The following is a 20,811-nucleotide window of genomic DNA, read 5'->3' on the forward strand; positions in this document are numbered from 1 at the left end:
CAAGTCTGAAGTTTGACCCCATGCGCGGATGTGCAAAGGCTTATGCATCAAAGTGCAAGACCTCTGCGGCATAGGAGTTATCGTGCACTTTATGTATATCGAAGCCCACAGGAGCTAAGTGACCTCGATGCCGTCTATCCTTGTCGTCTCTGCCAGCCCTTCCGAGAAATCGAAGACGGCGGCATTGGCGCAGCATGTTGCCGATCGTCTGACTTCGATGGAGATGGAAGCCCGGCACTTGCGGCTGAGGGATTTGCCGCCCGAGGCGTTGGTGCGCGCGGATACCAAAAATACTCAGATCGCAGAGGCGGCAGCTCTTCTTAAGGACGCCCAAGGCGTCGTCTTGGTTACGCCCACCTACAAGGCATCCTATTCCGGGCTGCTCAAGGTTTTTCTCGATCTTCTGCCGCAATATGCGCTCGCGGGTAAAGCAATCCTTCCTCTGGCGACTGGCGGAACGTTGGCCCATGCGCTCATGCTTGATTATGCGTTGCGGCCAGTACTCCATGCGCTTGGCGCACGTCATTCCGTTCAGGGACATTTCGTTATCGAGAGCGTTCTCGATCCGACGTCAAATGGACTGATCACAGACGTGCGCTATAGCGAGATGCTAGATCAGGTGGTCGGTCAATTCGATGAAGCCGTGAAGTTTGCTGCGAACAGCGTTGCGTAATAAAGGTACGCTCTGTTCCTTTTTTTGTTGTCAGTATTTTGTCACGAGACGAGGCGGAGGACGAGAACTCATCTTCCGCCTCTCGTCGCATTAGAACGCGACAAGATTTTCTTTCAGCGTCTTGCCGGTGTATTCGGTGCGAACCAGACCTTTTCTTTGAAGAACAGGTACGAGGCCGTCGCACACCTCGATGACCGTCCGGCGGTTCGTCGATTGCACGGGTGTCGTGATGAGAAAGCCGTCACCGCCAACGGCGGCCATCGTGTCAGCCATTTTATCCGCTACTTGTTCTGGCGTTCCCACGAGTTCGACCGAACCAACGATGCCGCCGGATGCTTCGACGACGAGCTGACGAAGCGTCTTATTCGAACCCCATTGCTGGAACATGTCGAGCGAGCCCTGTTCGCCGTTCGTGGTAAGCTTCTCAGGCAACGGCTTGTTGATGTCGTACTTCTTGAAATTGATATCTGTGATGGCGGAGATGAGCGCGAGGCATTGTTCTAGAAACATCGGATCGGACGTCTTGCGCGCGTTCTTTGCCTTGGCCTCTTGTTCCGTTTCCGCGAGAACGGGCGCGACGAGGAAGAGTATCTTGATGTCGTTCGGATTGCGGCCGTGGGCCTTGGCGCGTTCTCGTACGTCGTCGCGGAATGCTTTCATCTTTTCGATGCCCGGCGCCACGGCGACGATCGAGTTGGCGTGCCTGGCCGCGAAGTCGCGGCCTTTGGGGGATCCGCCGGCCTGCACCAGAGCGGGCACGCCTTGCGGTGAGCGGACGGTATTGAGCGGGCCCCGGCACTTGAAGAATTTGCCTTCAAAGTTGACCGTGTGAACTTTTCTGAAGTCGGCATACGTCGACGTCGCGCGGTCGCGAATGACGGCATCCGGCTCCCAGGAGTTCCAGAGTTTGTAGCACAGGTCCATGTATTCATCGGCCATCTCGTACCGCAGCTCGCGAGGAGGTAGTGCATCGAGGCCGAAGTTTTGTGCAGCAGCGTTTTCTGCCGAGGTCACGATGTTCCAGCCGAAGCGGCCGCCTGCGATGCTGTCAACGGTCGAAGCAAGCCGTGCGAGCAGAAACGGCGGATAGGCCAGCGTCGACATGGTGGCGACGACGCCGAGTTTGCTTGTTGCAGCGCTGATCATCGTGGCCAACGGTACGGGATCATGCTTCGGTGCAAATCCGAGAGCGTGCTTCAAGGTGATTTCAGCGGTGCCGCCGTAGGATTCGGAAATGGCGAGTTTGTCTTCGAGCATGATGTAATCGAAGCAGGCACGTTCGAGCGACTGGGCCATTTCAACGTAAAACTTGCCGTCCCAGGGGGCGCCGCCGTTCGAGAAGGGGCCTAACCATTCGTCGGCGGTGAAGTTCGTGAACCAGCCGAGATGGAAGCGTTTAGCGGTCATTCATTATCTCCATTGAGACGCTGCCGTTATTTGGTGCGTCTGCCCAACGATAAGATCACGCCTTTTGCGTCCCAATGAGATTCTGCCGCCTTTGCGCGAAACGACAAAAATTCATTCCTGATAGGAGGGATGGTTGCTAGCGGTGGGAATTGGAAAAGAGGTCGATCACATGCGGGCTTTCGGAATTCGCCTGCCAGGAGGCAAGAGTTTCACCACGCTCAATCGGCGTCTGGCCGGCAAGGTCGACATCGCGAATCAAAGTTGCGCCGTAGGCATCAGGAGCTTGGGGATCGCGCCGGACTTTACCGAATTCGAGGACGCGCGTTGCCAACGTGAATGCTTCGGTCAGATCGTGCGTGACCATGAAGACCGTCATCTGGCGATCTTGCCAAAGCTGGTGCATCAGCGTGTGGATGTTCGATTTAGTCGGCGGATCGAGGGCGCCGAAGGCTTCGTCAAGAAGCAAGACTTTCGGTCGACAGAGAAGCGCTTGGGCGATCGCAAGTCGCTGCTGCATGCCGCCCGAGAGTTGTGCCGGATAGTGGTTTAGGACGTGACCGAGGCCAACACGCCCAAGCATATCGGTTGAGGAACTTTTCGCTTGTGTGCGTTTATTGCCGAAGAGATGTCCGCCCATTTTTGATTGCGCGAGTTCTGTCCCGAGCATTGCGTTGCCAAGAACGGTGAGATGGGGAAAAACGGAGTACCTCTGAAAGACGATACCGCGATCGCGCGCGGGCTCAGTTGATATCTGTTCCTCACCGACCAGAATTTCACCGCGGGTCGCGGGCTCCATCGATAACAGAAGACGGAGGAACGTCGTCTTTCCGCATCCCGAGGGCCCGACAAGGGCGCAAAATTCGCCCTTTTGGACCGTGAAATTCAGTCGCTCGAGTACGGTCGCACTGCCGTACTCCTTCCACACATTCTTGATCGTAATTTCACTCATGGGGCGGCCGCCTTTGCCCACGGAAAGAGCCTCGCACTCAGGATGCGCAGACCATAGTCCATCAGAAATGCAAGAGCTGTGATCCAGATGACGTAGGGTATGATGATATCCATCGCGAGGTAGCGGCGGACGAGGAAGATGCGATAGCCCAGGCCGTCGGTCGAGGCGATCGCTTCCGCAGCGATGAGAAACAGCCATGCGGGTCCGATCGAGAAGCGCAATCCATCCAGCACGCGCGGCAGCATTTGTGGTAGGACGATCCGCGTCATGATCTGCCAAGTCGAGGCGCCCATTGTTTGCGCTTTCACGAGGAGTTCGTATGGCATCTGCTCGATACGCAGCGCCAGATCGCGAATAAGATAGGGCGTTACGCCTAGAATGATCAGGACGATCTTAGAAAGTTCGTCGAGACCGAAGGCGATAAACAGAATCGGCAGAAGGGCAAGCGGCGGGACCAGCGCCAGCACGGCCACGAACGGATTGGCGAGCGCGGCAGCGTAGGGAATAAGTCCGAGAAGAGTGCCAACGACGATGGCGATCACGAAGGACGTGCCCAAGCCAATGGCAAGACGTCGGAGGCTCGAAAACGTATCGGCCCAAAACAGATACTGACCGGTGCGTGCATCCTCGGAAAAGGCAAGATGGGAAATTGCCGATCCCATCGCGCTGAAGGGCGGCAGGAGCTTGTCGTTGGGATTGGCATGCAACCTTATCTCGGAGCAGATGAGATAGAGGATGATGAGGGCGATAAAGGGCACCAACCCGAGGAAACGTGCAATCCTCGGGTTGGGCTTTATATTGATGATGCGCGGCACCTCAGAGCTTTCCCTCGGCGGCCATCTCCGTAAACTTGGTGTTGAAGCGGAATTTGATGTTCTTTGGGTCGCCGATCGTGGACCCGTCGGGGAATTCGATGCCGACGACATCTTTTGACGCCGCGTTTTGGCCAAGCAGGCCGTGCTCGAATGAGAACGTGCGGACGAGATCCATGATCCTCTTCATCTCGGCAGGGCTTTCGAATTTCAGCGTCTCTGCCGGAGTATTGAATAGGTACGTGGTGGCGAGCTGAGCCTTGAAGCCTGGAACATCGGTGCCTGATGCTGCAGCCATCGACGCGATCGCCTTGTCGGCTTCCGGCGTTCCTGAGTTCATCAGGGCCAGCATTTCATACCAGGCTCCCGTCAGAGCTTTACCGAAGTCGGGATTGTCTTTCAGCGTTTGGGTGTTCACGGCCATGACGTCCATGATCTCACCGGGGATCTTGGAGCTATCGAAGACGAGCGTTGAGCCTGGAACCTTTTTGATGTCGCTCAGCATCGGGTTCCAACTCACGATGTTCTGAATATCGTTAGAGCTGGTGAAAGCTGCGACGCCGTCGCTCTCCGTCGTGTTGACGGTCTTCACATCGCGCTCTGACAGCCCGACGCTGTTCAAGGCGCGCGCGAGCAGGTAGTGGGAAACCGAGAACTCGACGAGGTTGACCTGCTGGCCTTTGAGGTCGGAAACCGATTTGCCCTTCTTCATGACGATGCCGTCGTTGCCGTTCGAGTAGTCGCCCATGATGAGGACAGTCGTGTCGACGCCGCCGACGGCCGGGATTGTCAGTGTATCCATCGTGGCCATGCCGCAGCCGTCGAACTTACCGGCGGTATATTGGTTGATGGATTCGATGTAGTCATTGAGCTGAACGATATCGATGGTGATGTGATATTTGTCGGCCCACTTCTTGAGAATGCCGTGGTCGGCGAGGTAGCCCCACGGCATCCAGCCTGCGTAGATCGACCAGGCAACCCGGAAGTGATCTTTCTTTTCCGCCATCGCGGGCGTCATGAAGGCCAGGCTGCATGTCGCGAGTGCGATGAGTGTCGTGAGCAGGCGTTTTCGCATCAAATTAATTCCCTGGGTTTGCCGTGGTCGAAACTTCGCAAGTTCGTGCGGAAGCCGCCGGCAATGCCGAGCAGCCTTATTGGCTTCGGAGAATGGAAGTTCTGATGGTGTGTTGCCGGAGCTTGCCAATTCAGTTGGGGGCTCCGTGCATTTGCTTGGCACGATAACAGTCTGATCTGGCCCACACTTGCAGGTGAGCGCACAATCGATTGCGCAATCGCGCAACGTGTCATTTTCGATTTGAAAAAGTCGCGCGTACGATGCAGGCAGACGGGTTGCCGCAGCGAGGCTCGGTCCCCGTAGCCCCATTATCTTTCGAAAAATCGTTTCAGCTTGCGCGTCAGGAGGGCATTTGTGCGCGTTCTTTTGCACGCGACGCAGCGGCGCGCACTTCGCGGGGCGTCATTCCATAGCGTGCCTTGAAGTGCCGGCTGAATTGAGCTTGATCGCTGAAGCCCCAGCGATAAGCGATTTCGCTAATGCTCTCTTTTCTATGGGTTTCGGCAAGTTGCGCGCGGCATGCTTCCAAACGCGTGTCCCGGATCCATTGCGCTACGGAGATGCCGCTGCCCTGAAAGAGCGTGTGAAGATAGCGCACGGATATGTTGCATGCCCGTGCAATCATATCGAGGGAGAGCGATGGATTGCCGATGTTTTGCTTCACAAAGCGCTCGACACGACCGAGATGTGCGCGCTGAACCGATGTCTGAGCGCTATTTGCCGCGTGATCGTCGGATTGAAGGGCGAGCACGAAGAGCTCAATAAATGTGTTGCCGACGCCTTCGGCGGAGGCTTGCTCGGATGAGCCGAACCGCAATGGAACGTGGCGAACCATATCAAACAAAAGGCCGCCAACTCCGCAATCGCCGTCGAAAAGGCGGCCGAAGAACGGCTCAAGGGAGCGGATATACCGTTTCACGGATGCCAGCGGTATCTTCAGGCACCAGACTTCGTTCGGGGTCGCTTGGAGAAAATCAGAAGGCGTGCGTCCTTTTTCGATGAAGAATTGTTTTTTCGGGCACGTCAGCTCGATGCCGTCCTGTGCGAAAAAGATGTCGGAAGCCGATGAGAATGAAACGATGATGTTGTCTTCGTTATCGCTTTGAACGTGCTGGGTGCCGCGAATATAGCGGATCTCGTCGGACCGCATCCAAGTCAGCGTGGCGGTGCCGAGGTCCCAATTTCGCAGGACAGCGTTGAATGATTCAGGCTGCCGATATGATGCTTCGACCGGAAAGATCGTTTCGGAGACCGCATCCTGCCATGTGCGGATGCGTTGCGGTGGGGGCATCGCCTCGACAGAAAATTCGCGGTACATCCAGTCATCCCGCTGCGGTGAAAGCCAACGAGAGGAAAGCAACTTTGATGCCAGTCACAGATTGCGATGAGATACACGGAAAAAGCGCTATTTCTCAACCTAGCGTGGAGAGACTCAGTTCTTGAGAAAACGGGGGTCGGCTGAATTATTTGCGAAACGCGCAAATTTTGGACTTTTCGTCCGACCGGTCTGGCGCGGCGGCTTAGCTGTCCTCAAATTCTGACGAAGCGTAGTTTTTTGGCGGCCCATATTGGGCCTGCGTAATCGACGCCGATGCGCGGCGTTGAGTGAATGCGGAGTTTCGCTGCGCTCTCGCTCGTATCCGCAAACCAAAGTCCGGTTTTGGGTGTAGCTTCTCGGCCGTGGAAGCTGGCATCGATGCCCATCGACGCGGTGACGCGGCCGGGACCGCTTACTCCTTCGATGCCTCGGATGAGCACAGCCGATGCGTCACCCACCTTGCCCGTCACGATATTGAGCATCCAATGGATGCCGTAGATGCGGTAAATATAAAAGCGTCCCGGCGGCCCGAACATGACTTCAGTTCTCGCCGTTCTTCCTTTGGAAGAATGCGAGGCAAGGTCGTGAACTCCTTCGTAGGCCTCGGTTTCGGTCACGGCCAACGCGGTTCGCATTTTCCCGATCCGACGCACGAGGTTTTTTCCGAGGAGATCGCGCGCAACCTTTGCGGCCGGACGGTCAAAGAACGCCTGCGGAAGTACATTGCTGCCGACAACGGAGTCCAATCTATCTGCTCCCCACGAGTGACGATCCGACCTGCTCTTGGTCGCTCGCACATTTCGATATTTCTGCTGTATGCGATCTAATTCAATGTCAAGACTGAGGTCGGGACGAGCATCTCGTTCCTAATGGTCGCGACTGGCTGAGCGCAGCCAGTTGCAGCTGGGGGGCGGCGCCTACACACCAAATGCCTAGCCTGTCCAAGATCTGCATCATGCTGTGGCCGATTCCATATCGAGGCGACATCAAATTTTTCTTAGCGAGATGGAATAAAGCGCCAGGAGCACGAGTCTTCCCTTTCAAAACGCCAATTCGCGGGCTTTTGGAAGGGAATGCAGAAAATGGCTCAAAATGACGGGAAAGCTATCAACCGGCGGCATGCGCTGGAATGCATGATTTGGGCGGGATCCGGCGTCCTTTGGACGGTAGCGGGCGGAGTGCCGAAATCACTTTCGCTGCTCGATGACGTTGAAGCTGCCGAAGCGGCAAAAAGCGGTTTCACTTTCTTGCAAATCTCCGACAGCCATGTCGGCTTCAACAAGCCTGCCAATCCGCATGCGATTGAAACACTGAAAGAGGCGATCGGTCGGATCGACGCGCTCCCCGAGAAGCCGGCCTTTTTGCTTCATACCGGGGACATTACTCACAGCGCGAAGCCCGTAGAGTTTGACGATGCGAATGAGATAATAGGCTCGACGCGCCTGAATGTTCATTATGTCCCCGGCGAGCATGACATCACGGACCAAGCGACTGAGAAGGCCTATCTCGAACGGTACGGTAAAGGTGTAAAGGGCGGCGGTTGGTATAGCTTCGACCAACATGGCGTGCACTTCATCGGTCTGAACAACGTGGTCAATCTCAAGAAGTTTGGCTTGGGATTTCTTGGCGATGAACAGCTCAAATGGCTGGAGGACGATCTTCGAGCACTGTCGTCTTCAACGCCGATCGTTGTTTTCGCGCACATTCCGCTGTGGTCGGTCTATCCGAATTGGGGATGGGGCACGGACGATGCTGCTGTTGCGCTTGGTTACTTAAAGCGTTTTGGCTCGGTCACCATTCTCAACGGGCACATTCATCAGCTGATGCAGAAAGTCGAAGGCAACGTGACGTTTCACACGGCGCGCTCGACAGCGTTTCCACAACCTGCTCCCGGAGAAGCACCGTCACCCGGGCCGATGGTCGTTCCAGCCGGCAAGCTGCTTGGCATGCTCGGGCTGACGAGTGTCTCGTTCAAAAAGAACAAGTCGCCACTTGCCATCATAGATACGTCGTTGGCGGATTGAGGCGGATTTCAAAATGCTTCGCACTGCAAAATTGCTTCCCGCTGTCGCGGTCGGGATATTCATCATTGTTCCAAGCGCCAGGGCCGCGCCGAGTGCGGTACACGGTGAAGAGATCTACCAAAGCTGCCAGGATTGTCATTCGCTCGACACCAACGATGTCGGCCCCAAGCATCGCGGTGTATTCGGGAGAAAGGCGGGAGCAGTTCCCGATTATAGTTATTCGGTTGCGCTCAAGACTTCCGGTATAGTTTGGACCGAAGATACCCTCGACAAATGGCTCGCGGACCCGCAGAAGCTCGTTCCCGGAGCGAAGATGTTTTTTCACCTCGATGCCGCCCAAGATCGAGCGGATGTCATAGAATATTTGAAAGAGCGAGCGAAATAATTTCATCGGGCGTAAAGTCCCGCTACGCGCGCTTGGAGCGAAGATCAATGGACGACCGGCAGCGGTTTAACGAGGCGGTTCTTCCGTATATCGACGATGCTTTGTCGTTGGCTCGCTGGCTGACGGGCAATGTGGCTGATGCGGAAGATGTCGTCCAGGACGCTTGCATCCGGGCTTTCAGGGCGATCGCGACAGTGAGGCCTACAGATGGGCGCGCCTGGCTTCTCGCCATCGTTCGCAATACTGCATTCACTTGGATCTCGAAGAATCGATCAAAGGCCGTGGTTGCAACTGACGATGACGGATTGTTCGAGCAGGCGGTGCTGGAGATGATTGAACCGCATGCGTCTCCTGAAGCTATTCTCATTGGAAAAATGGATGCGGAATATTTGCACCTCGCGATAGCGGCGCTCCCCCTGTCCTATCGCGAGGCGCTTGTGCTGAGGGAAATTGAAGGCCTCAGCTATCAAGAAATATCGCAAGTCTTGTCGATCCCGATTGGAACCGTGATGTCTCGGCTTGCCCGTGCGCGCAATCTCCTCATTCAGCGTATGGCGATGGTCGGCAAGGGAAAGGCGGGTGCAGCGTGAACAAGCCTTCTTCATGGTCATCGCGCGAAGAGTCGCTGCTTCTGCTCAACGCTTATATAGATAATGAGCTGGATGCGGCTTCCGTTTTGAATATTGAGCGTCAGCTTGCGAATGATCCCGCCCTTCGCGCTGAGTATGACCGGCTCACCCAGTTACGGGCCGTGCTTTCCTCTCATTTGAAAAGCGAAGTCGCCTCAGATGCTTTTCGGAAGCGTATTGCTATGCTTGCCGAAGGTCCTGAAACTCAATTTCCTAAAGAAACTGTCGTGCCGTTGTCAGCGCCTGCCCGACGATCGAATGACTGGCGACACATGGCAGCGGCGGCTGTGTTCGCTGCCGCCGTTACCGGCATGGGCATGTACGGCATTTTGCGGCCTAATCCGGAGGCGAGCGAGATAGCCGCGATCGTCGCCGATCATCAACGTTCGCTTCTTGCTGCGACGCCGTTCGATGTTGCATCAAGCGATCGGCACACCGTGAAACCTTGGTTTGACAGCAAGCTTGCGCTGTCGCCTCAGGTCATCGACCTGTCGAGCGACGGCTTTCCGCTGGCAGGCGGTCGTGTCGAGGTCATCGACGGTAAGCCTGTGCCGGTTCTGGTCTATCATCGCCGCGCACATATTATCAGTGTCGTCGCGATTCCGAAGGTTGGACAAAAAGCAACATCCGAACCGTCGCTCGTCACAACGAAAGACGGCTATTCGGTCATCCGCTGGCGTGGACAGGACTTCGATTACATCGTTGTGTCGGACCTCGCCATGAACGAGCTCGATGAGTTCGTCATGCGCTGGCGTCAGGCCGCAGCGGAACGGTAGGCGGCGCAGCGATACTGTGCGCGCACGTCAGTTTGCGAGAAGGTCGCTGCGTTTGGCCCGCAGCAGCGAGGTATTAAGCCGGGCATTGGCACGCTGAATTTCAGCGACGGTATCAAATACGAAGCGAATGTGATCAGTCGCGGCGGTTTCAGCCCGTTCCGGATCGCCTGCGATCACGGCTTTGCCGATTTCGATGTGCTGTGCGAGCAATTTTTCTCGCACGCCAGCCTTCAGATAGAGGTTCTTGCGGTTGAAAAAGATGTTGTTGCGAAGAAGCTCGCTCAACGCGCGCATCACGTGGAGCATTACGAAGTTATGCCCGGCTTCATAGACGAGCATGTGCAATGTGACGTCGGCCTCTGCCTCTTGCTCAGGATCCTGGAGTTTGTGCGCTTTTCGCATATTGCTGAGACACGAACGGATTGCCACTCGCTCCACGTCGGTTGCTCTAAGCGCTGCGTCGCGCGCAGCCCGGGCCTCGACGCACTGGCGAAATTCGAAATAGTCGGCAAAGGCGTGCGCGTTGTCGCGGTATAGGTTCGCCAGTGGCGCCATGATGGGCGACAGAAATTGCGCCACGTAAGTTCCATTCTTGGAAGATTTCAGCAGTCCACGGTGTACGAGCTTGTCGATGCCCTCTCTCAGTGAAGGCCGCGATACGTCGAGTTTCTGTGCGAGTTCTCGCTCGGCGATGAGCTTCTCGCCTGGACGCAATGCCCCCTCGAGAATGAGTTTCTCGATCTGAGACGCAATGGCGTCGGCAATTTTCGGTGTGCGAACAGTAAGCATGAAATGGCCGCCCCGGAGAATTATTGTGTCACTCTTTTAAGACTGCGCAATGAGCAATGCCATAGGTCGTTTCCGTGCAGCTATATGGCAATCAGATTTGACCGCTTCCAAGTTGTGGTATAAAAATTTTACCAAAAAGGCGGCGATGTCAAAGCAGCCGTTACCGGGGGAACGGGTCGCATGTGGTCACAAGTTTATGACCCGTTTGGCAGTCTGCTGTTTTCGGCGGCTGTAGCTGTAATCCCGGTGTTTGTGCTCCTTGCGAGCATCGGGATTTTCGAGGTTCGAGCACATGTCGCGGCGATCCTCGGCCTGACGGCTGCCTTGCTCGTCGCGATATTTGCTTACGGCATGCCGACGCAGATGGCTGGAACGGCAGCACTTTATGGCGCTGCGTTCGGATTTCTGCCGATCGGCTGGATCATTCTCAATGTAATCTTTCTCTACCGGCTTGCGAGCGAGAAAGGCGAGTTTGATGTCCTGCAGAAATCCATCGGCGCCATCAGCAACGACAAGCGATTGCAGCTTCTCTTCGTTGCCTTTTCATTCGGCGCTTTTTTTGAAGGCGCGGCGGGCTTCGGAACACCGGTCGCCGTGACGTCTGCGATGCTGATCGGTCTAGGCTTTCCGCCGCTGCCCGCTTCAGGGCTATCGCTGATCGCCAACACGGCACCGGTTGCATTCGGTGCGCTCGGAACGCCTCTCGTGGCGTTGTCGGCCGTCACCGGCCTCGACCTTTATAGTCTGAGTGCCACAGTCGGGAGGCTGCTCGCGCCATTCGCGATCATTGTGCCGTTCTGGGTGGTCTGGGCTTTCGTCGGCTTCCGCAAAATGATCGAAGTTTGGCCGCCTATACTGGTCGCGGGCGTTTGCTTTGCAGTTCCGCAGTATCTCGTCTCGAATTTTCACGGACCTTGGCTGGTCAACATCGTTGCCTCGCTCGCATCCATGGCGGGTCTGACCTTGTTTCTGAAAGTTTGGCGCCCCAAGGTGGTGATGACCGAGGTGTCGGACTCTGGCTCTTCGGAACCATCGCCGGCGGCACACTCGACGCAGCATTCCTCAGACGCGTTATGGCGCGCTTGGACGCCTTGGATCATCCTCGCGGTCTTCGTGTTCCTCTGGGGAACGCCGCAGGTCCGGGCCGGTCTTGATGGGATTTGGATCGAGAAAATTCCCGTCGCGGGGCTGCACGATCTCGTGCAGAAGATGCCGCCCGTTGTTCCCACGCCGAAGGTCGAAGCCGCCGTTTTTAACGTCAACCTTCTGTCGGCGACCGGGACGGGTATCCTGCTGTCCGCAATCGTTTCCGGCCTTTTTTTGGGCTACGGCGTTCTTGATCTCATGCGAATGTACGCGAAGACCATTTACGTGGTTCGCTATTCGCTGATGACGATCTCGTGCATGATGGCCATCGGATTTGTCACACGGTATTCCGGCAGCGACGCCACTCTCGGTCTGGCACTCGCGCAAACGGGATGGGCGTATCCGTTCTTTGGCACGCTGATCGGTTGGCTTGGCGTCGCGCTCACGGGATCGGACACGTCATCGAATGTGCTGTTTGGTGGCCTGCAGAAAATTACGGCACAGCAGCTGGGAATCAATCCAATCCTGATGGCGTCCGCCAATAGCGCTGGCGGCGTCATGGGCAAGATGATCGATGCGCAGTCGATCGTCGTCGCCTCGACCGCAACCAAATGGTACGGCCATGAAGGGTCGATCCTGCGCTTTGTGTTTTTCCATTCGCTGGCGTTGGCGATGCTCGTCGGCCTGCTCGTTATGGCCGGGACTTACCTTTGGCCTTTCAAGCTTCTTGCACTCTAGGAATGCCATCCGGCGCAGCAGAGCAAAGTTCGCGTCATGAATTTCGAACCGACGACATAAAGGAGAGCTTGATATGTCATCCGTTACAGTAAATGGCGAGCTCCATGAATTCAGCGGCGATCCCAACATGCCATTGCTCTGGTACGTGCGCGATATCCTGAATCTCACCGGAACGAAATTCGGGTGCGGCGCGGGCGTCTGCGGCGCGTGTACGGTTCACATCGATGGTGTTGCTGCCCGTTCGTGCCAGACAACCCTTGGTGACGCCGCTGGCAAGTCGATCACCACGATTGAGGGGCTGAGCCCCGACGGCAATCACGAAGTGCAGAAGGCTTGGAGGAAGGTCAACGTTCCCCAATGCGGTTTCTGCCAAGCCGGCCAGATCATGCAGGCAGTTTCGCTGCTCGCCAAGAATCGCGCGCCATCCGACGCCGAAATCGTCGAAGCGATGTCCGGAAACATCTGCCGGTGCGGCTGCTATCAGCGCATTCATGAAGCCGTTCGTCTGGCCGCGGGAGGCGTTTGATCATGCTGCATTATCTCAAAACCGAAGCGGATACTGCTATTGAGAAGAAATCCGATGCCGAGATTTCGAACGTCAGTCGCCGCGGTGTGCTCGGCGGAATTCTTGGCGCTTCGACTTTCGTCATGGCCGTGCGCTTTGCGCCGGCAGAGGCGCGCGAGGTCTTGAAGCCCTATCCGACTGGCGGGCTCAACATGCCGAGCGGCGTCGTTTCGGATCCGCATGTCTTCATCGCCATCGCCGCGACCGGCGACGTGACGATCGTCACACACAGAAGCGAGATGGGAACCGGCATCCGGACGAGCTTGCCGATGGTTGTCGCCGATGAAATGTGCGCAGACTGGTCTCGCGTGCATCTCGTGCAGGCGCCCGGCGACGAGCCAAGATACGGCAACCAGGATACGGATGGATCGCGCAGCATGCGCCACTTCATCCAGCCGATGCGCCAATGCGGTGCGGCGATGCGTCAGATGCTGGAAGCCGCCGCAGCCGCAAAATGGGGTGCTGACGTCTCTCTTTGTCGTGCGCGCAATCATGAGGTCGCTCTGCTCGACAAAGACGGCAAGGAGACAGGCAAGGTCCTGACGTTCGGCGAACTCGCTGAAGCAGCGCTGGCACTCCCGGTGCCCGCGCCGGAGACGATCCTCTACAAGTCGCCCGACGAATTCACCCTGATGGGTAAGGGTGAAGTCCAAATCGTTGATCTTCACGATATCACGACGGGCAAGGCCGGTTATGGCGCCGATATGCGTCTGCCCGGCATGAAGTTCGCGGTCGTCGCCAGGCCCGCGGTGGTCGGCGGCAAGGTGAAATCCTACGACGCGTCCGCAGCGCTGAAGGTGCCCGGCGTCCATTCCGTGCATGAGATCGAAGGTGTCTTTACCGTTCCGAGAAAGTTCGGTCAGCTCGGCGGTATTGCCGTCGTCGCTGATACGACCTATGCGGCGATCCAGGGGCGTGAAGCGCTGACGATTGAGTGGGAGAACGGACCGAACGTCTCCTACGATACGGCCGCTTATACCGCCGAAATGTCGGCAACAGCTGCAAAGCCCGGCAAGGTTCTGCGCAATCAGGGCGATCCGGATACCGCCTTTGCAAACGCGAAGGATGTCATCACCGCAGAATATCACGGCCAGCACATGGTACAGGCTCCGATGGAGCCGCTCGTCGCGATCGCACGCATCGTCGATGGCAAGGCCGAGATCTGGGCGCCTGTCCAAAGTCCTTACGGCGCCCGCAAGGATATCGCCGAGGCGCTGAAGATGCCGATCGAGAATGTGACCGTACATGTCTCGTTGCTCGGCGGAGGCTTCGGCCGCAAATCGAAGTGGGACTTCATGCTCGAGGCGGCTCTCGTCTCGCAGAAGCTGGGCGGCGCACCCGTGCTGCTGCAGTGGACGCGCGAGGACGACATACAGCATTCATTTTATCACACGACGTCTGTCGAGCGCATCGAAGCCGCGGTCGATGATAAGGGTAAAGTTATAGGCTGGCGCCACCGCACCGTTGCGCCATCGATCGTCTCCACGTTCAAGGCCGACGATGGCTACCAATTCCCCATCGAGTACGGCATGGGCTTTGTTGATGTGCCGTTCGACGTCCCGAACATCCGGTGCGAGAACGGTCAGGCGATGGCACATGCCCGCATCGGCTGGTATCGCTCGGTCTCCAACATTCAGCGGGCGTTCGCAGTGCAGTCGGCCGCGTGCGAGGTCGCGCACAAGCTCGGCCGTGATCCGAAGGATTTCCTGCTCGAGCTGATCGGCCCCGACAGGACCATAGATCCGAAGACGTCCGGCTTCCCGGCTGACTTCTGGAACTACGGCGAGCCGTACGAGGAATTTCCGATCAACACGGCCCGTCTGAAGAACGTCATTCGCGTCGCTGCCGAGAAAGCCGGGTGGGGGCAATCGCTGCCGCCGCGGGAAGGGCTTGGTATCGCTGCGCATCGTGCCTTTGCGAGTTACGTTGCAAGTGTCGTGCACGTGAAGATCGACGACGATGGTACCATCCGCGTTCCGCATGTTACCTCGGCCATCGATTGCGGCTTCCATGTCAATCCCGAGCGCATCCGCTCTCAGATGGAGGGGGCGGCCGTCATGGGCATGTCGAATGCGCTCTACAGCGGCATTACCTTCAAAAAGGGCGCTGTCGAGCAGTCGAACTATTTCGATTATAACGTGACCAGGATGAGTAATTATCCGGAGAAAGTCTCCGTCCACATTATCGAAACACCAGAAACCACGCATGCGGGTGGCGTCGGGGAACCGGGCGTGCCGCCATTCGCACCGGCGCTCGCCAACGCCATCTTTGCCGCAACTGGCAAACGGTTCAGAAAATTGCCGATGGGCGAAAAACTATCGTGAGGGCGGCAAGGTCGTCACGATAGTTTTCATCCGGCGGATGCGCTGCGTGTGCGGGCAGCGCTTGTCCGCATCCGTAATGTCGTCGCATTACAAAAATCGCGACTTACAGAAGTATCCGAACCATCGGTTTTATTGAGCACGTCGTCGATAGTCACACCAGAAGCCAATTCAATCATCTGAGTGCCCGAGTTGCTCGCTCGACTCGGCGCATTTCCTCCGGCGGAAACCTAAGCTTCAGGAGGGGCTTAGGAATTTGACCAAACAGGAGGAGCTGAGGATGTGCTCGGGCAGAATAATGACCGATGCGGCAAACGACGTTTGGAACGGCTAAAAAGAAATTGGCTGCAGCAAGACTATCCGCGCGCCATTAGACGAGCACCACAAACAGGATCGCCGTTCCTGCCTATATCCGCCCATAAGTTTAAAGGGCGCTGGCCTTCCCGGTCCTTACTGGCTTTCTCTTGCGTCAAACCGGGCAATATGCCCGCCGAGCGGCTGCTCTCTTCATTTTTACATGCAGATGGTGCACGTTGCCAAAAAACGGGAAGAGACCATGCGTCTTCTTACGCTCCTCATCATCCGGCTCATGGCGGCTGTGCTGCTTTGTCTTTCGGTCGCGATTGCGTGCCTCGTGTGGGACGCGCATCGTTCGATCGAAGGGGACGTGACCGCAACGGCAACGCGTGTCGATCAACGTCTGCAGGCCCTCTATTGGCAGCATATGGTCTGGCATAACGGCATTTCGCGAGGATCTCTCGTTCCTCTTCCGGATTGGGACACAGTCGAGACCCAGAGCATTATCTCGCCGGGCGTATGCGTAACGTTTGCTTTGCCCGGTGGCGACCCCCGCAAACTATGTAGTCAGGTTGAAGCCTTAGGGCCGCCCGCTCCAGCGTGGTTCGCACGCCTCTACCTTGCGACCCTGGGCGTGTATCCGCCCGTTGTACGACCGCTTTCAATCCACAATGAAAGTGCGGGGCCTATCGTGACCGCCGCCGATCAGGAAGCTGCGCTTCGCCGTGCGTGGAAAGAAATTTCAACGGTCGTCGACATCGCCATCATGCTGGCCGGCGGCATCGCAATCCTCGCAGCAGCTATGATCGGTCATGCCCTGCTTCCCGCCCGGTCCATCATCTGGGCCTTGCAGGAGATCGAAGAAGGGCATCTCGGGCAACGTCTCGGAAAATTCAAAAGCACCGAATTCAATCATATTGCGAATGCCGTCAACCGTCTCGCTGCAACACTGAAGCAAACAAACCAAGAGCGCATGGCGCTCACAGCGCGGTTGTTCCAAGTTCAAGAAGAGGAACGGAGGTCGCTCGCGCGCGATCTCCATGACGAATTTGGCCAAGCGCTGGCTGCCACGAGGGCACTGGCAACTGTCATCGAGGCCAGTGCGCCTGATCGGCCAAATATCGCACGTGACGCAAGGGCCATTGCAGCCACGCAAGAACGCCTGATGGGAACGCTTCGCACGACACTCATCCGATTGCGTTCGCAAAGCATTGAGGAACTGGGTTTGGAAGCAAGTCTTCGCCAGCTGATTACCGACTTCAACGCACAATCGAAGACGGGCACGATTTTTCGGCTGCAGATGACGGGGCGGTTGGCCGGCCTTCAGAAACGTGTCGCTGTAGATCTCTATCGCATTGTTCAGGAATGCCTGACAAATGCCAGCAAACACGGCCGACCAACGGAAGTAAGGGTTCGTCTCGATCATCACGGCTTTGGCGAGCCGCATGTCACGTTGAGTGTCGAGGATGACGGCGGCGGCGACAGCCGGCATCTATCGACGACTGCCGGTCACGGGATCCTTGGCATACGTGAGAGATTGGCAGGACTCGGCGGTTCTCTTCAGATCGCCGATGCGCCAAAAGGCATCTTGATATCGGCGCGCGTGCCATTGGACAGTGAAGGCGCGGCTACATGAAACCGATTTCGATCCTGCTCGTCGATGACCATCCGATCGTGAGGGAAGGATACCGCCGTCTTCTCGAGTTGCGACCTCGGTTTATCGTGTGTGCGGAGGCCGAAGATGCCAACCAGGCCTATGTTGCCTACAAAGCTCATAGGCCTTCTGTCGTCATCATGGATCTGTCGCTGGTAGGGGTCAGCGGTGTGGAGGCATTGCGCCGGATCCGAGAGTTGGACAAGGACGCCAAAATCCTAATTTTCAGCATGCACGCAGGAAGTGCTTTTGCGCTCAAAGCGTTTGAGGCGGGTGCTCGCGGCTATATTACCAAAAGCAGCGCGCCTGCTGAACTCATCAAAGCAGTCGAAGTCATTGCTGAAGGCGGCCGCGCCATGAGCGAAGACATTTCGCGCGCGATTGCTGCCGATCGCCTGAGCGGCGACAGGGCAATCGATGCCCTTTCTCCGCGCGAAACAGAGGTGCCGCGCCTCGTTGCAACCGGCCTCAGCAGTGAGTCGATTTCATCGCTGCTCAATCTTAGTTTGAAGACGGTGCGCAACATTCACTACGCCGTGAAATCCAAGATTGGCGCGGAGAACGATGCGCATCTCGTGTGGCTAGCACTCGCCGCGGGGCTTATTCCTGCGGACAGCGTGATCACGCACTAAGCGGGTATATTGCCCGGAAGCCTGAGGGCACCGTGCTCTAGTTCGCCCGAAAACTTCGAGCTACCTCTTTTCCCGTCGATCGCAAAAGCCCTCTTAGGAGGTGCAACGATTGATGCTGCTCTGCAGCCTAGTGAAAGTCGGGAGGAAGCTGCTATGACTTTGGATTCATCGATACCCAGCCATCTGCGCTGTCCGCGAACCCGCACGCGCCAAGTGAGCGATAAATGGGTTCCGCCGGTGCCGGCGTTTTCCTCGCGCCCGGATCCCTCGATAGAAAATATCGTGATGTCGTATTTCGGCGTGCAGGTCGAGGGGGAGGAGAAGAAAGAGCAGGCGCTCGCAGCGCTTCAGAACATCGTCGCCTCGTTTAAAGAGCAGAACGGGCCGGCACGATACGACTTGGTCCGATTCATCGACGCCCAAGGGTATTTCAACGCCATAGCCGTCGGCTACTGGCTCGATTCTGATACGTTTCATAAATGGAATGAAAGTCCCGCTATCGCAAATTGGTGGGCGTCAGATAAGCGCCTCACTGAAGGCGTTGGCTACTTCCGTGAAATCCTGCGTCCACGCATGGAGCAATTTGAAACCATCTTCACGCATGAGCACGGTCCGTTCGAGGGCGTTAGCGTGCTTTTCGGCAAGATGAGCGAACCGATCATCGAGCACGGTTATTGGGGCTCGATGCGCGATCGGCTGCCGTTGTCGCAGACCAGTACGATGGACCCGGAGGGCGAACTCTCGCTTAACTCTGGATCTCCGGCGTTGGGTGGACGAGTGATTATCAATGGGCATGATAATCTTACGCTCATTCGTTCCGGCGAAGACTGGAGCACGACCGAGGGCGAAGAACGTCGCACGTGGTACGAGGAAATCGAACCGGTCCTGCACGCAGGCATGAACTATCTGCGTGACGACGGACTCGAGGTCGGCTGCTATTGCAACCGCTATCTCCATCATATGGATGAGAATGGGAACAAAACCGAGAGAGGATTTGGATACAGCCTCTGGCGATCGGTTTCGTCACTTGAAACATGGGGCGCAACGCACCAAACGCACCTTCAGATCTTCGTCACGTTCAACCGGCTGGCAAAGAAATTCAAAAATTTGACGCTCTATCACGAAGTGTCGGTATTCGATGGTGCGAACCAATACTACGAGTATATCAACTGCCATCCGCAGACCGGTCTTATGCGCGCGATCTGACGGCAGAATTTGATGGAATGAAAATGGAGATACACCTCAGCGGACAAATTCGCCACGTCTGCGGGAGCATAGTTGTTTGCTGAGGTTTCTTGCAAAGATCTGTTCGAAGTAGACCGCGGACATTGCGGCAAGCCAAGTAATTGAGTCTATCTCACGTTCCCAGTGGACATATTCGACGGACAATCCGGTCCAAGATATTTCCCGTCGATCGTCACACCCATGTGAGCAACGCCGTCTTGCGGCGGATCGAACGTGATCTTGGACATGGCGCGGTACCACGTTGAAAAATTGCCAGTAAGTACTGTGCTGGTCGTTTCTTTGCCCGCGCCGGTCGTACAAACCACATCAACGTATCGCTCATCGCCAAGAACTCTAACGCCGGACGTCGTGCAATTCTTTTTACCTATACCGGTCACAATCGGATCGTTTCTTGTGATGCACGCGTCGAATGTTTTCATACCAACTGTCGCCGCAACCGTCGTCAGCTGCCAGTGCCCGGCTTTTCGAACAGGTAGCTGAGTGGCTACCGCTGCGGAGCTGGCAGCCATTAGGCATGAGAAAAAAACGGAAATTCGAAGACAAGAAAAACCCATTTCTGTCGCTTCCGATTTGCGTAGCCGGGTTTCCGGCTGTCGCTGCGTGAGAACCGATTGCAGCTGAGCGTCATTCTGATTGCGCGAACGACACATCCACGGTCGGTCTATGATCTGACCGTAGACGGTCGGGCGCGCCTCGCGCATCGCGATCTTGTCGTCGGCCACCTGTTATAGGCGATGGCATCAGCCGCCACTCGGTGACCGGGGTATGCCACGCTTCAGTTGGCGGTTACTGCCGGCGGCTCGATCGTCAGATTGGGCATGACTGTGAACGTTCCGTCGAATAGCCGCTTGGTTGGATCGGTCACCGGCGTAACGATGTTGCGTGCCGGCAAGCCTGTGGTCTTATCGATGTAAACGCTTTGCTGGTTCGGCACCGACACGGCAGAGACGCGCGGTCCCTTGTCCTTCGCGTCGGCTGTGAGCGGCATTGCAAGTGTGCCTTGGTAGACTGTGTAGGTTTTGCCTTCGAAATTCTTGTTGCCGGCGCACTTATAGTCGGTGCCGACTTTCGGAGGTTGCGCGACCGTTTCCTTGATCTGATTGGCGACGGTATCCGCGAACGATTGAGGCAACTCCGCCCAGACGCCTTGCTGATTGGACCAAGCGCGCTTGCCGATCACGATCATCTCCATAGGCATCGGCTGGTTCGAGACTTCGACGATTTGGTGCATCCGATCGGGAAGAACGTAATCGGCTTTCATCTTCAACGAACCGTCAGCATTCGTAATCGTGGTTTCAAGACGGAATGCTTTTGCCTCTCGTAGCTTTGCGAACGCCGCATCGACTTGGTCCTTGCACGACTGATCGGCGAAAGCCGGACCGGCGATGAAGGCCAATAATCCGATAACAAAAAATCTCATGAGAATCCTACCCGAG

Annotated in this window: 20 protein-coding genes; 11 read left to right on the plus strand and 9 right to left on the minus strand. The window is 56.6% G+C overall.

The features are described 5' to 3' along the window. Nucleotides 1-127: 127 nt before the first annotated feature. Complete coding sequence (ssuE, locus tag RLW41_RS12495; protein WP_414461634.1) at nt 128-673, plus strand: NADPH-dependent FMN reductase; 546 nt, start codon at nt 128-130, stop codon at nt 671-673. 90 nt (nt 674-763) lie between these two features. Here the strand turns inward: ssuE and RLW41_RS12500 are convergent, their stop codons facing one another. The 6 genes from RLW41_RS12500 to RLW41_RS12525 all read right to left on the minus strand — a co-directional run bounded on the left by RLW41_RS12500 (nt 764) and on the right by RLW41_RS12525 (nt 7,031). Next, nucleotides 764-2,080, minus strand: a complete 1,317-nt coding sequence (locus RLW41_RS12500) for an NtaA/DmoA family FMN-dependent monooxygenase (RefSeq protein WP_414461635.1) — start codon at nt 2,078-2,080, stop codon at nt 764-766. A gap of 136 nt (nt 2,081-2,216) precedes the next feature. Next, nucleotides 2,217-3,029, minus strand: a complete 813-nt coding sequence (locus tag RLW41_RS12505; RefSeq protein ID WP_414461636.1) for an ABC transporter ATP-binding protein — start codon at nt 3,027-3,029, stop codon at nt 2,217-2,219. After that, the gene (locus RLW41_RS12510) at nt 3,026-3,844 is read right to left on the minus strand and encodes an ABC transporter permease (RefSeq protein ID WP_409562039.1); all 819 of its coding nucleotides are present in this window, start codon (nt 3,842-3,844) and stop codon (nt 3,026-3,028) included. The genes RLW41_RS12505 and RLW41_RS12510 overlap by 4 nt, the downstream gene beginning before the upstream one ends. Before the next feature lies 1 nt (nt 3,845). Beyond that, complete coding sequence (locus RLW41_RS12515; RefSeq protein WP_409562040.1) at nt 3,846-4,916, minus strand: putative urea ABC transporter substrate-binding protein; 1,071 nt, start codon at nt 4,914-4,916, stop codon at nt 3,846-3,848. Nucleotides 4,917-5,256: 340 nt separating this feature from the next. Next, on the minus strand, nt 5,257-6,234 hold the full coding sequence (locus RLW41_RS12520; protein ID WP_409562041.1) for a helix-turn-helix domain-containing protein: 978 nt from the start codon (nt 6,232-6,234) through the stop codon (nt 5,257-5,259). A 212-nt stretch (nt 6,235-6,446) separates the two neighbouring features. Beyond that, on the minus strand, nt 6,447-7,031 hold the full coding sequence (locus RLW41_RS12525) for a DNA-3-methyladenine glycosylase (protein ID WP_414461637.1): 585 nt from the start codon (nt 7,029-7,031) through the stop codon (nt 6,447-6,449). A 285-nt stretch (nt 7,032-7,316) separates the two neighbouring features. Between RLW41_RS12525 and RLW41_RS12530 the strand changes: the two genes are divergently transcribed. From RLW41_RS12530 to RLW41_RS12545, 4 genes are all read left to right on the plus strand, one after another. Beyond that, nucleotides 7,317-8,258: a metallophosphoesterase family protein gene (locus RLW41_RS12530; RefSeq protein ID WP_414461638.1), complete on the plus strand. Its 942-nt coding sequence runs from the start codon at nt 7,317-7,319 to the stop codon at nt 8,256-8,258. Nucleotides 8,259-8,271: 13 nt separating this feature from the next. Beyond that, nucleotides 8,272-8,643, plus strand: a complete 372-nt coding sequence (locus RLW41_RS12535) for a c-type cytochrome (protein WP_414461639.1) — start codon at nt 8,272-8,274, stop codon at nt 8,641-8,643. A gap of 47 nt (nt 8,644-8,690) precedes the next feature. After that, nucleotides 8,691-9,233: a sigma-70 family RNA polymerase sigma factor gene (locus RLW41_RS12540; RefSeq protein ID WP_414461640.1), complete on the plus strand. Its 543-nt coding sequence runs from the start codon at nt 8,691-8,693 to the stop codon at nt 9,231-9,233. A 311-nt stretch (nt 9,234-9,544) separates the two neighbouring features. Next, a complete protein-coding gene (locus tag RLW41_RS12545; protein ID WP_409562046.1) occupies nt 9,545-10,048 on the plus strand; it encodes an anti-sigma factor family protein in 504 nt (167 codons plus the stop codon). 27 nt (nt 10,049-10,075) lie between these two features. Here the strand turns inward: RLW41_RS12545 and RLW41_RS12550 are convergent, their stop codons facing one another. Beyond that, nucleotides 10,076-10,837, minus strand: a complete 762-nt coding sequence (locus RLW41_RS12550; protein ID WP_409562047.1) for an FCD domain-containing protein — start codon at nt 10,835-10,837, stop codon at nt 10,076-10,078. A 180-nt stretch (nt 10,838-11,017) separates the two neighbouring features. On the opposite strand from RLW41_RS12550, the gene RLW41_RS12555 reads away from it, so the two are divergent. The 6 genes from RLW41_RS12555 (at nt 11,018) to RLW41_RS12580 (ending at nt 19,336) form a co-directional block, all read left to right on the plus strand. After that, nucleotides 11,018-12,661: an L-lactate permease gene (locus RLW41_RS12555; RefSeq protein WP_414461641.1), complete on the plus strand. Its 1,644-nt coding sequence runs from the start codon at nt 11,018-11,020 to the stop codon at nt 12,659-12,661. 73 nt (nt 12,662-12,734) lie between these two features. After that, entirely contained in the window at nt 12,735-13,187 is a 453-nt protein-coding gene (locus RLW41_RS12560; RefSeq protein WP_013946111.1) for a (2Fe-2S)-binding protein, read from the plus strand. Nucleotides 13,188-13,189: 2 nt separating this feature from the next. After that, nucleotides 13,190-15,550, plus strand: coding sequence for a molybdopterin cofactor-binding domain-containing protein (locus RLW41_RS12565; RefSeq protein ID WP_414461642.1), 2,361 nt, complete (start codon nt 13,190-13,192; stop codon nt 15,548-15,550). A gap of 553 nt (nt 15,551-16,103) precedes the next feature. Next, nucleotides 16,104-17,480: a sensor histidine kinase gene (locus tag RLW41_RS12570; RefSeq protein ID WP_414461643.1), complete on the plus strand. Its 1,377-nt coding sequence runs from the start codon at nt 16,104-16,106 to the stop codon at nt 17,478-17,480. Continuing rightward, nucleotides 17,477-18,130, plus strand: coding sequence for a response regulator (locus RLW41_RS12575; RefSeq protein ID WP_414461644.1), 654 nt, complete (start codon nt 17,477-17,479; stop codon nt 18,128-18,130). The genes RLW41_RS12570 and RLW41_RS12575 overlap by 4 nt, the downstream gene beginning before the upstream one ends. 153 nt (nt 18,131-18,283) lie before the next feature. Beyond that, the gene (locus RLW41_RS12580) at nt 18,284-19,336 is read left to right on the plus strand and encodes a phenylacetaldoxime dehydratase family protein (RefSeq protein ID WP_414461645.1); all 1,053 of its coding nucleotides are present in this window, start codon (nt 18,284-18,286) and stop codon (nt 19,334-19,336) included. 146 nt (nt 19,337-19,482) lie between these two features. Here RLW41_RS12580 and RLW41_RS12585 read toward each other — a convergent pair whose 3' ends face one another. Continuing rightward, on the minus strand, nt 19,483-20,097 hold the full coding sequence (locus RLW41_RS12585) for a DUF3617 domain-containing protein (protein ID WP_414461646.1): 615 nt from the start codon (nt 20,095-20,097) through the stop codon (nt 19,483-19,485). Nucleotides 20,098-20,150: 53 nt separating this feature from the next. Next, complete coding sequence (locus tag RLW41_RS12590) at nt 20,151-20,795, minus strand: hypothetical protein (RefSeq protein ID WP_414461647.1); 645 nt, start codon at nt 20,793-20,795, stop codon at nt 20,151-20,153. Nucleotides 20,796-20,811 lie beyond the last annotated feature (16 nt).

The organism is Hyphomicrobium sp. DY-1 (assembly GCF_047497105.1).
Lineage (GTDB): Bacteria > Pseudomonadota > Alphaproteobacteria > Rhizobiales > Hyphomicrobiaceae > Hyphomicrobium_B.

Coding starts and splice junctions, on each gene's coding strand:
- RLW41_RS12580 (WP_414461645.1), top strand. CDS start 18,284: ATGACTTTGGATTCATCGATACCCAGCCATCTGCGCTGTCCGCGAACC.
- RLW41_RS12560 (WP_013946111.1), top strand. CDS start 12,735: ATGTCATCCGTTACAGTAAATGGCGAGCTCCATGAATTCAGCGGCGAT.
- RLW41_RS12540 (WP_414461640.1), top strand. CDS start 8,691: ATGGACGACCGGCAGCGGTTTAACGAGGCGGTTCTTCCGTATATCGAC.
- ssuE (WP_414461634.1), top strand. CDS start 128: ATGCCGTCTATCCTTGTCGTCTCTGCCAGCCCTTCCGAGAAATCGAAG.
- RLW41_RS12545 (WP_409562046.1), top strand. CDS start 9,545: ATGGCAGCGGCGGCTGTGTTCGCTGCCGCCGTTACCGGCATGGGCATG.
- RLW41_RS12535 (WP_414461639.1), top strand. CDS start 8,272: ATGCTTCGCACTGCAAAATTGCTTCCCGCTGTCGCGGTCGGGATATTC.
- RLW41_RS12565 (WP_414461642.1), top strand. CDS start 13,190: ATGCTGCATTATCTCAAAACCGAAGCGGATACTGCTATTGAGAAGAAA.
- RLW41_RS12530 (WP_414461638.1), top strand. CDS start 7,317: ATGGCTCAAAATGACGGGAAAGCTATCAACCGGCGGCATGCGCTGGAA.
- RLW41_RS12515 (WP_409562040.1), bottom strand. CDS start 4,916: ATGCGAAAACGCCTGCTCACGACACTCATCGCACTCGCGACATGCAGC.
- RLW41_RS12570 (WP_414461643.1), top strand. CDS start 16,104: ATGCGTCTTCTTACGCTCCTCATCATCCGGCTCATGGCGGCTGTGCTG.
- RLW41_RS12550 (WP_409562047.1), bottom strand. CDS start 10,837: ATGCTTACTGTTCGCACACCGAAAATTGCCGACGCCATTGCGTCTCAG.
- RLW41_RS12590 (WP_414461647.1), bottom strand. CDS start 20,795: ATGAGATTTTTTGTTATCGGATTATTGGCCTTCATCGCCGGTCCGGCT.
- RLW41_RS12520 (WP_409562041.1), bottom strand. CDS start 6,234: ATGTACCGCGAATTTTCTGTCGAGGCGATGCCCCCACCGCAACGCATC.
- RLW41_RS12555 (WP_414461641.1), top strand. CDS start 11,018: ATGTGGTCACAAGTTTATGACCCGTTTGGCAGTCTGCTGTTTTCGGCG.
- RLW41_RS12575 (WP_414461644.1), top strand. CDS start 17,477: ATGAAACCGATTTCGATCCTGCTCGTCGATGACCATCCGATCGTGAGG.
- RLW41_RS12505 (WP_414461636.1), bottom strand. CDS start 3,029: ATGAGTGAAATTACGATCAAGAATGTGTGGAAGGAGTACGGCAGTGCG.
- RLW41_RS12500 (WP_414461635.1), bottom strand. CDS start 2,080: ATGACCGCTAAACGCTTCCATCTCGGCTGGTTCACGAACTTCACCGCC.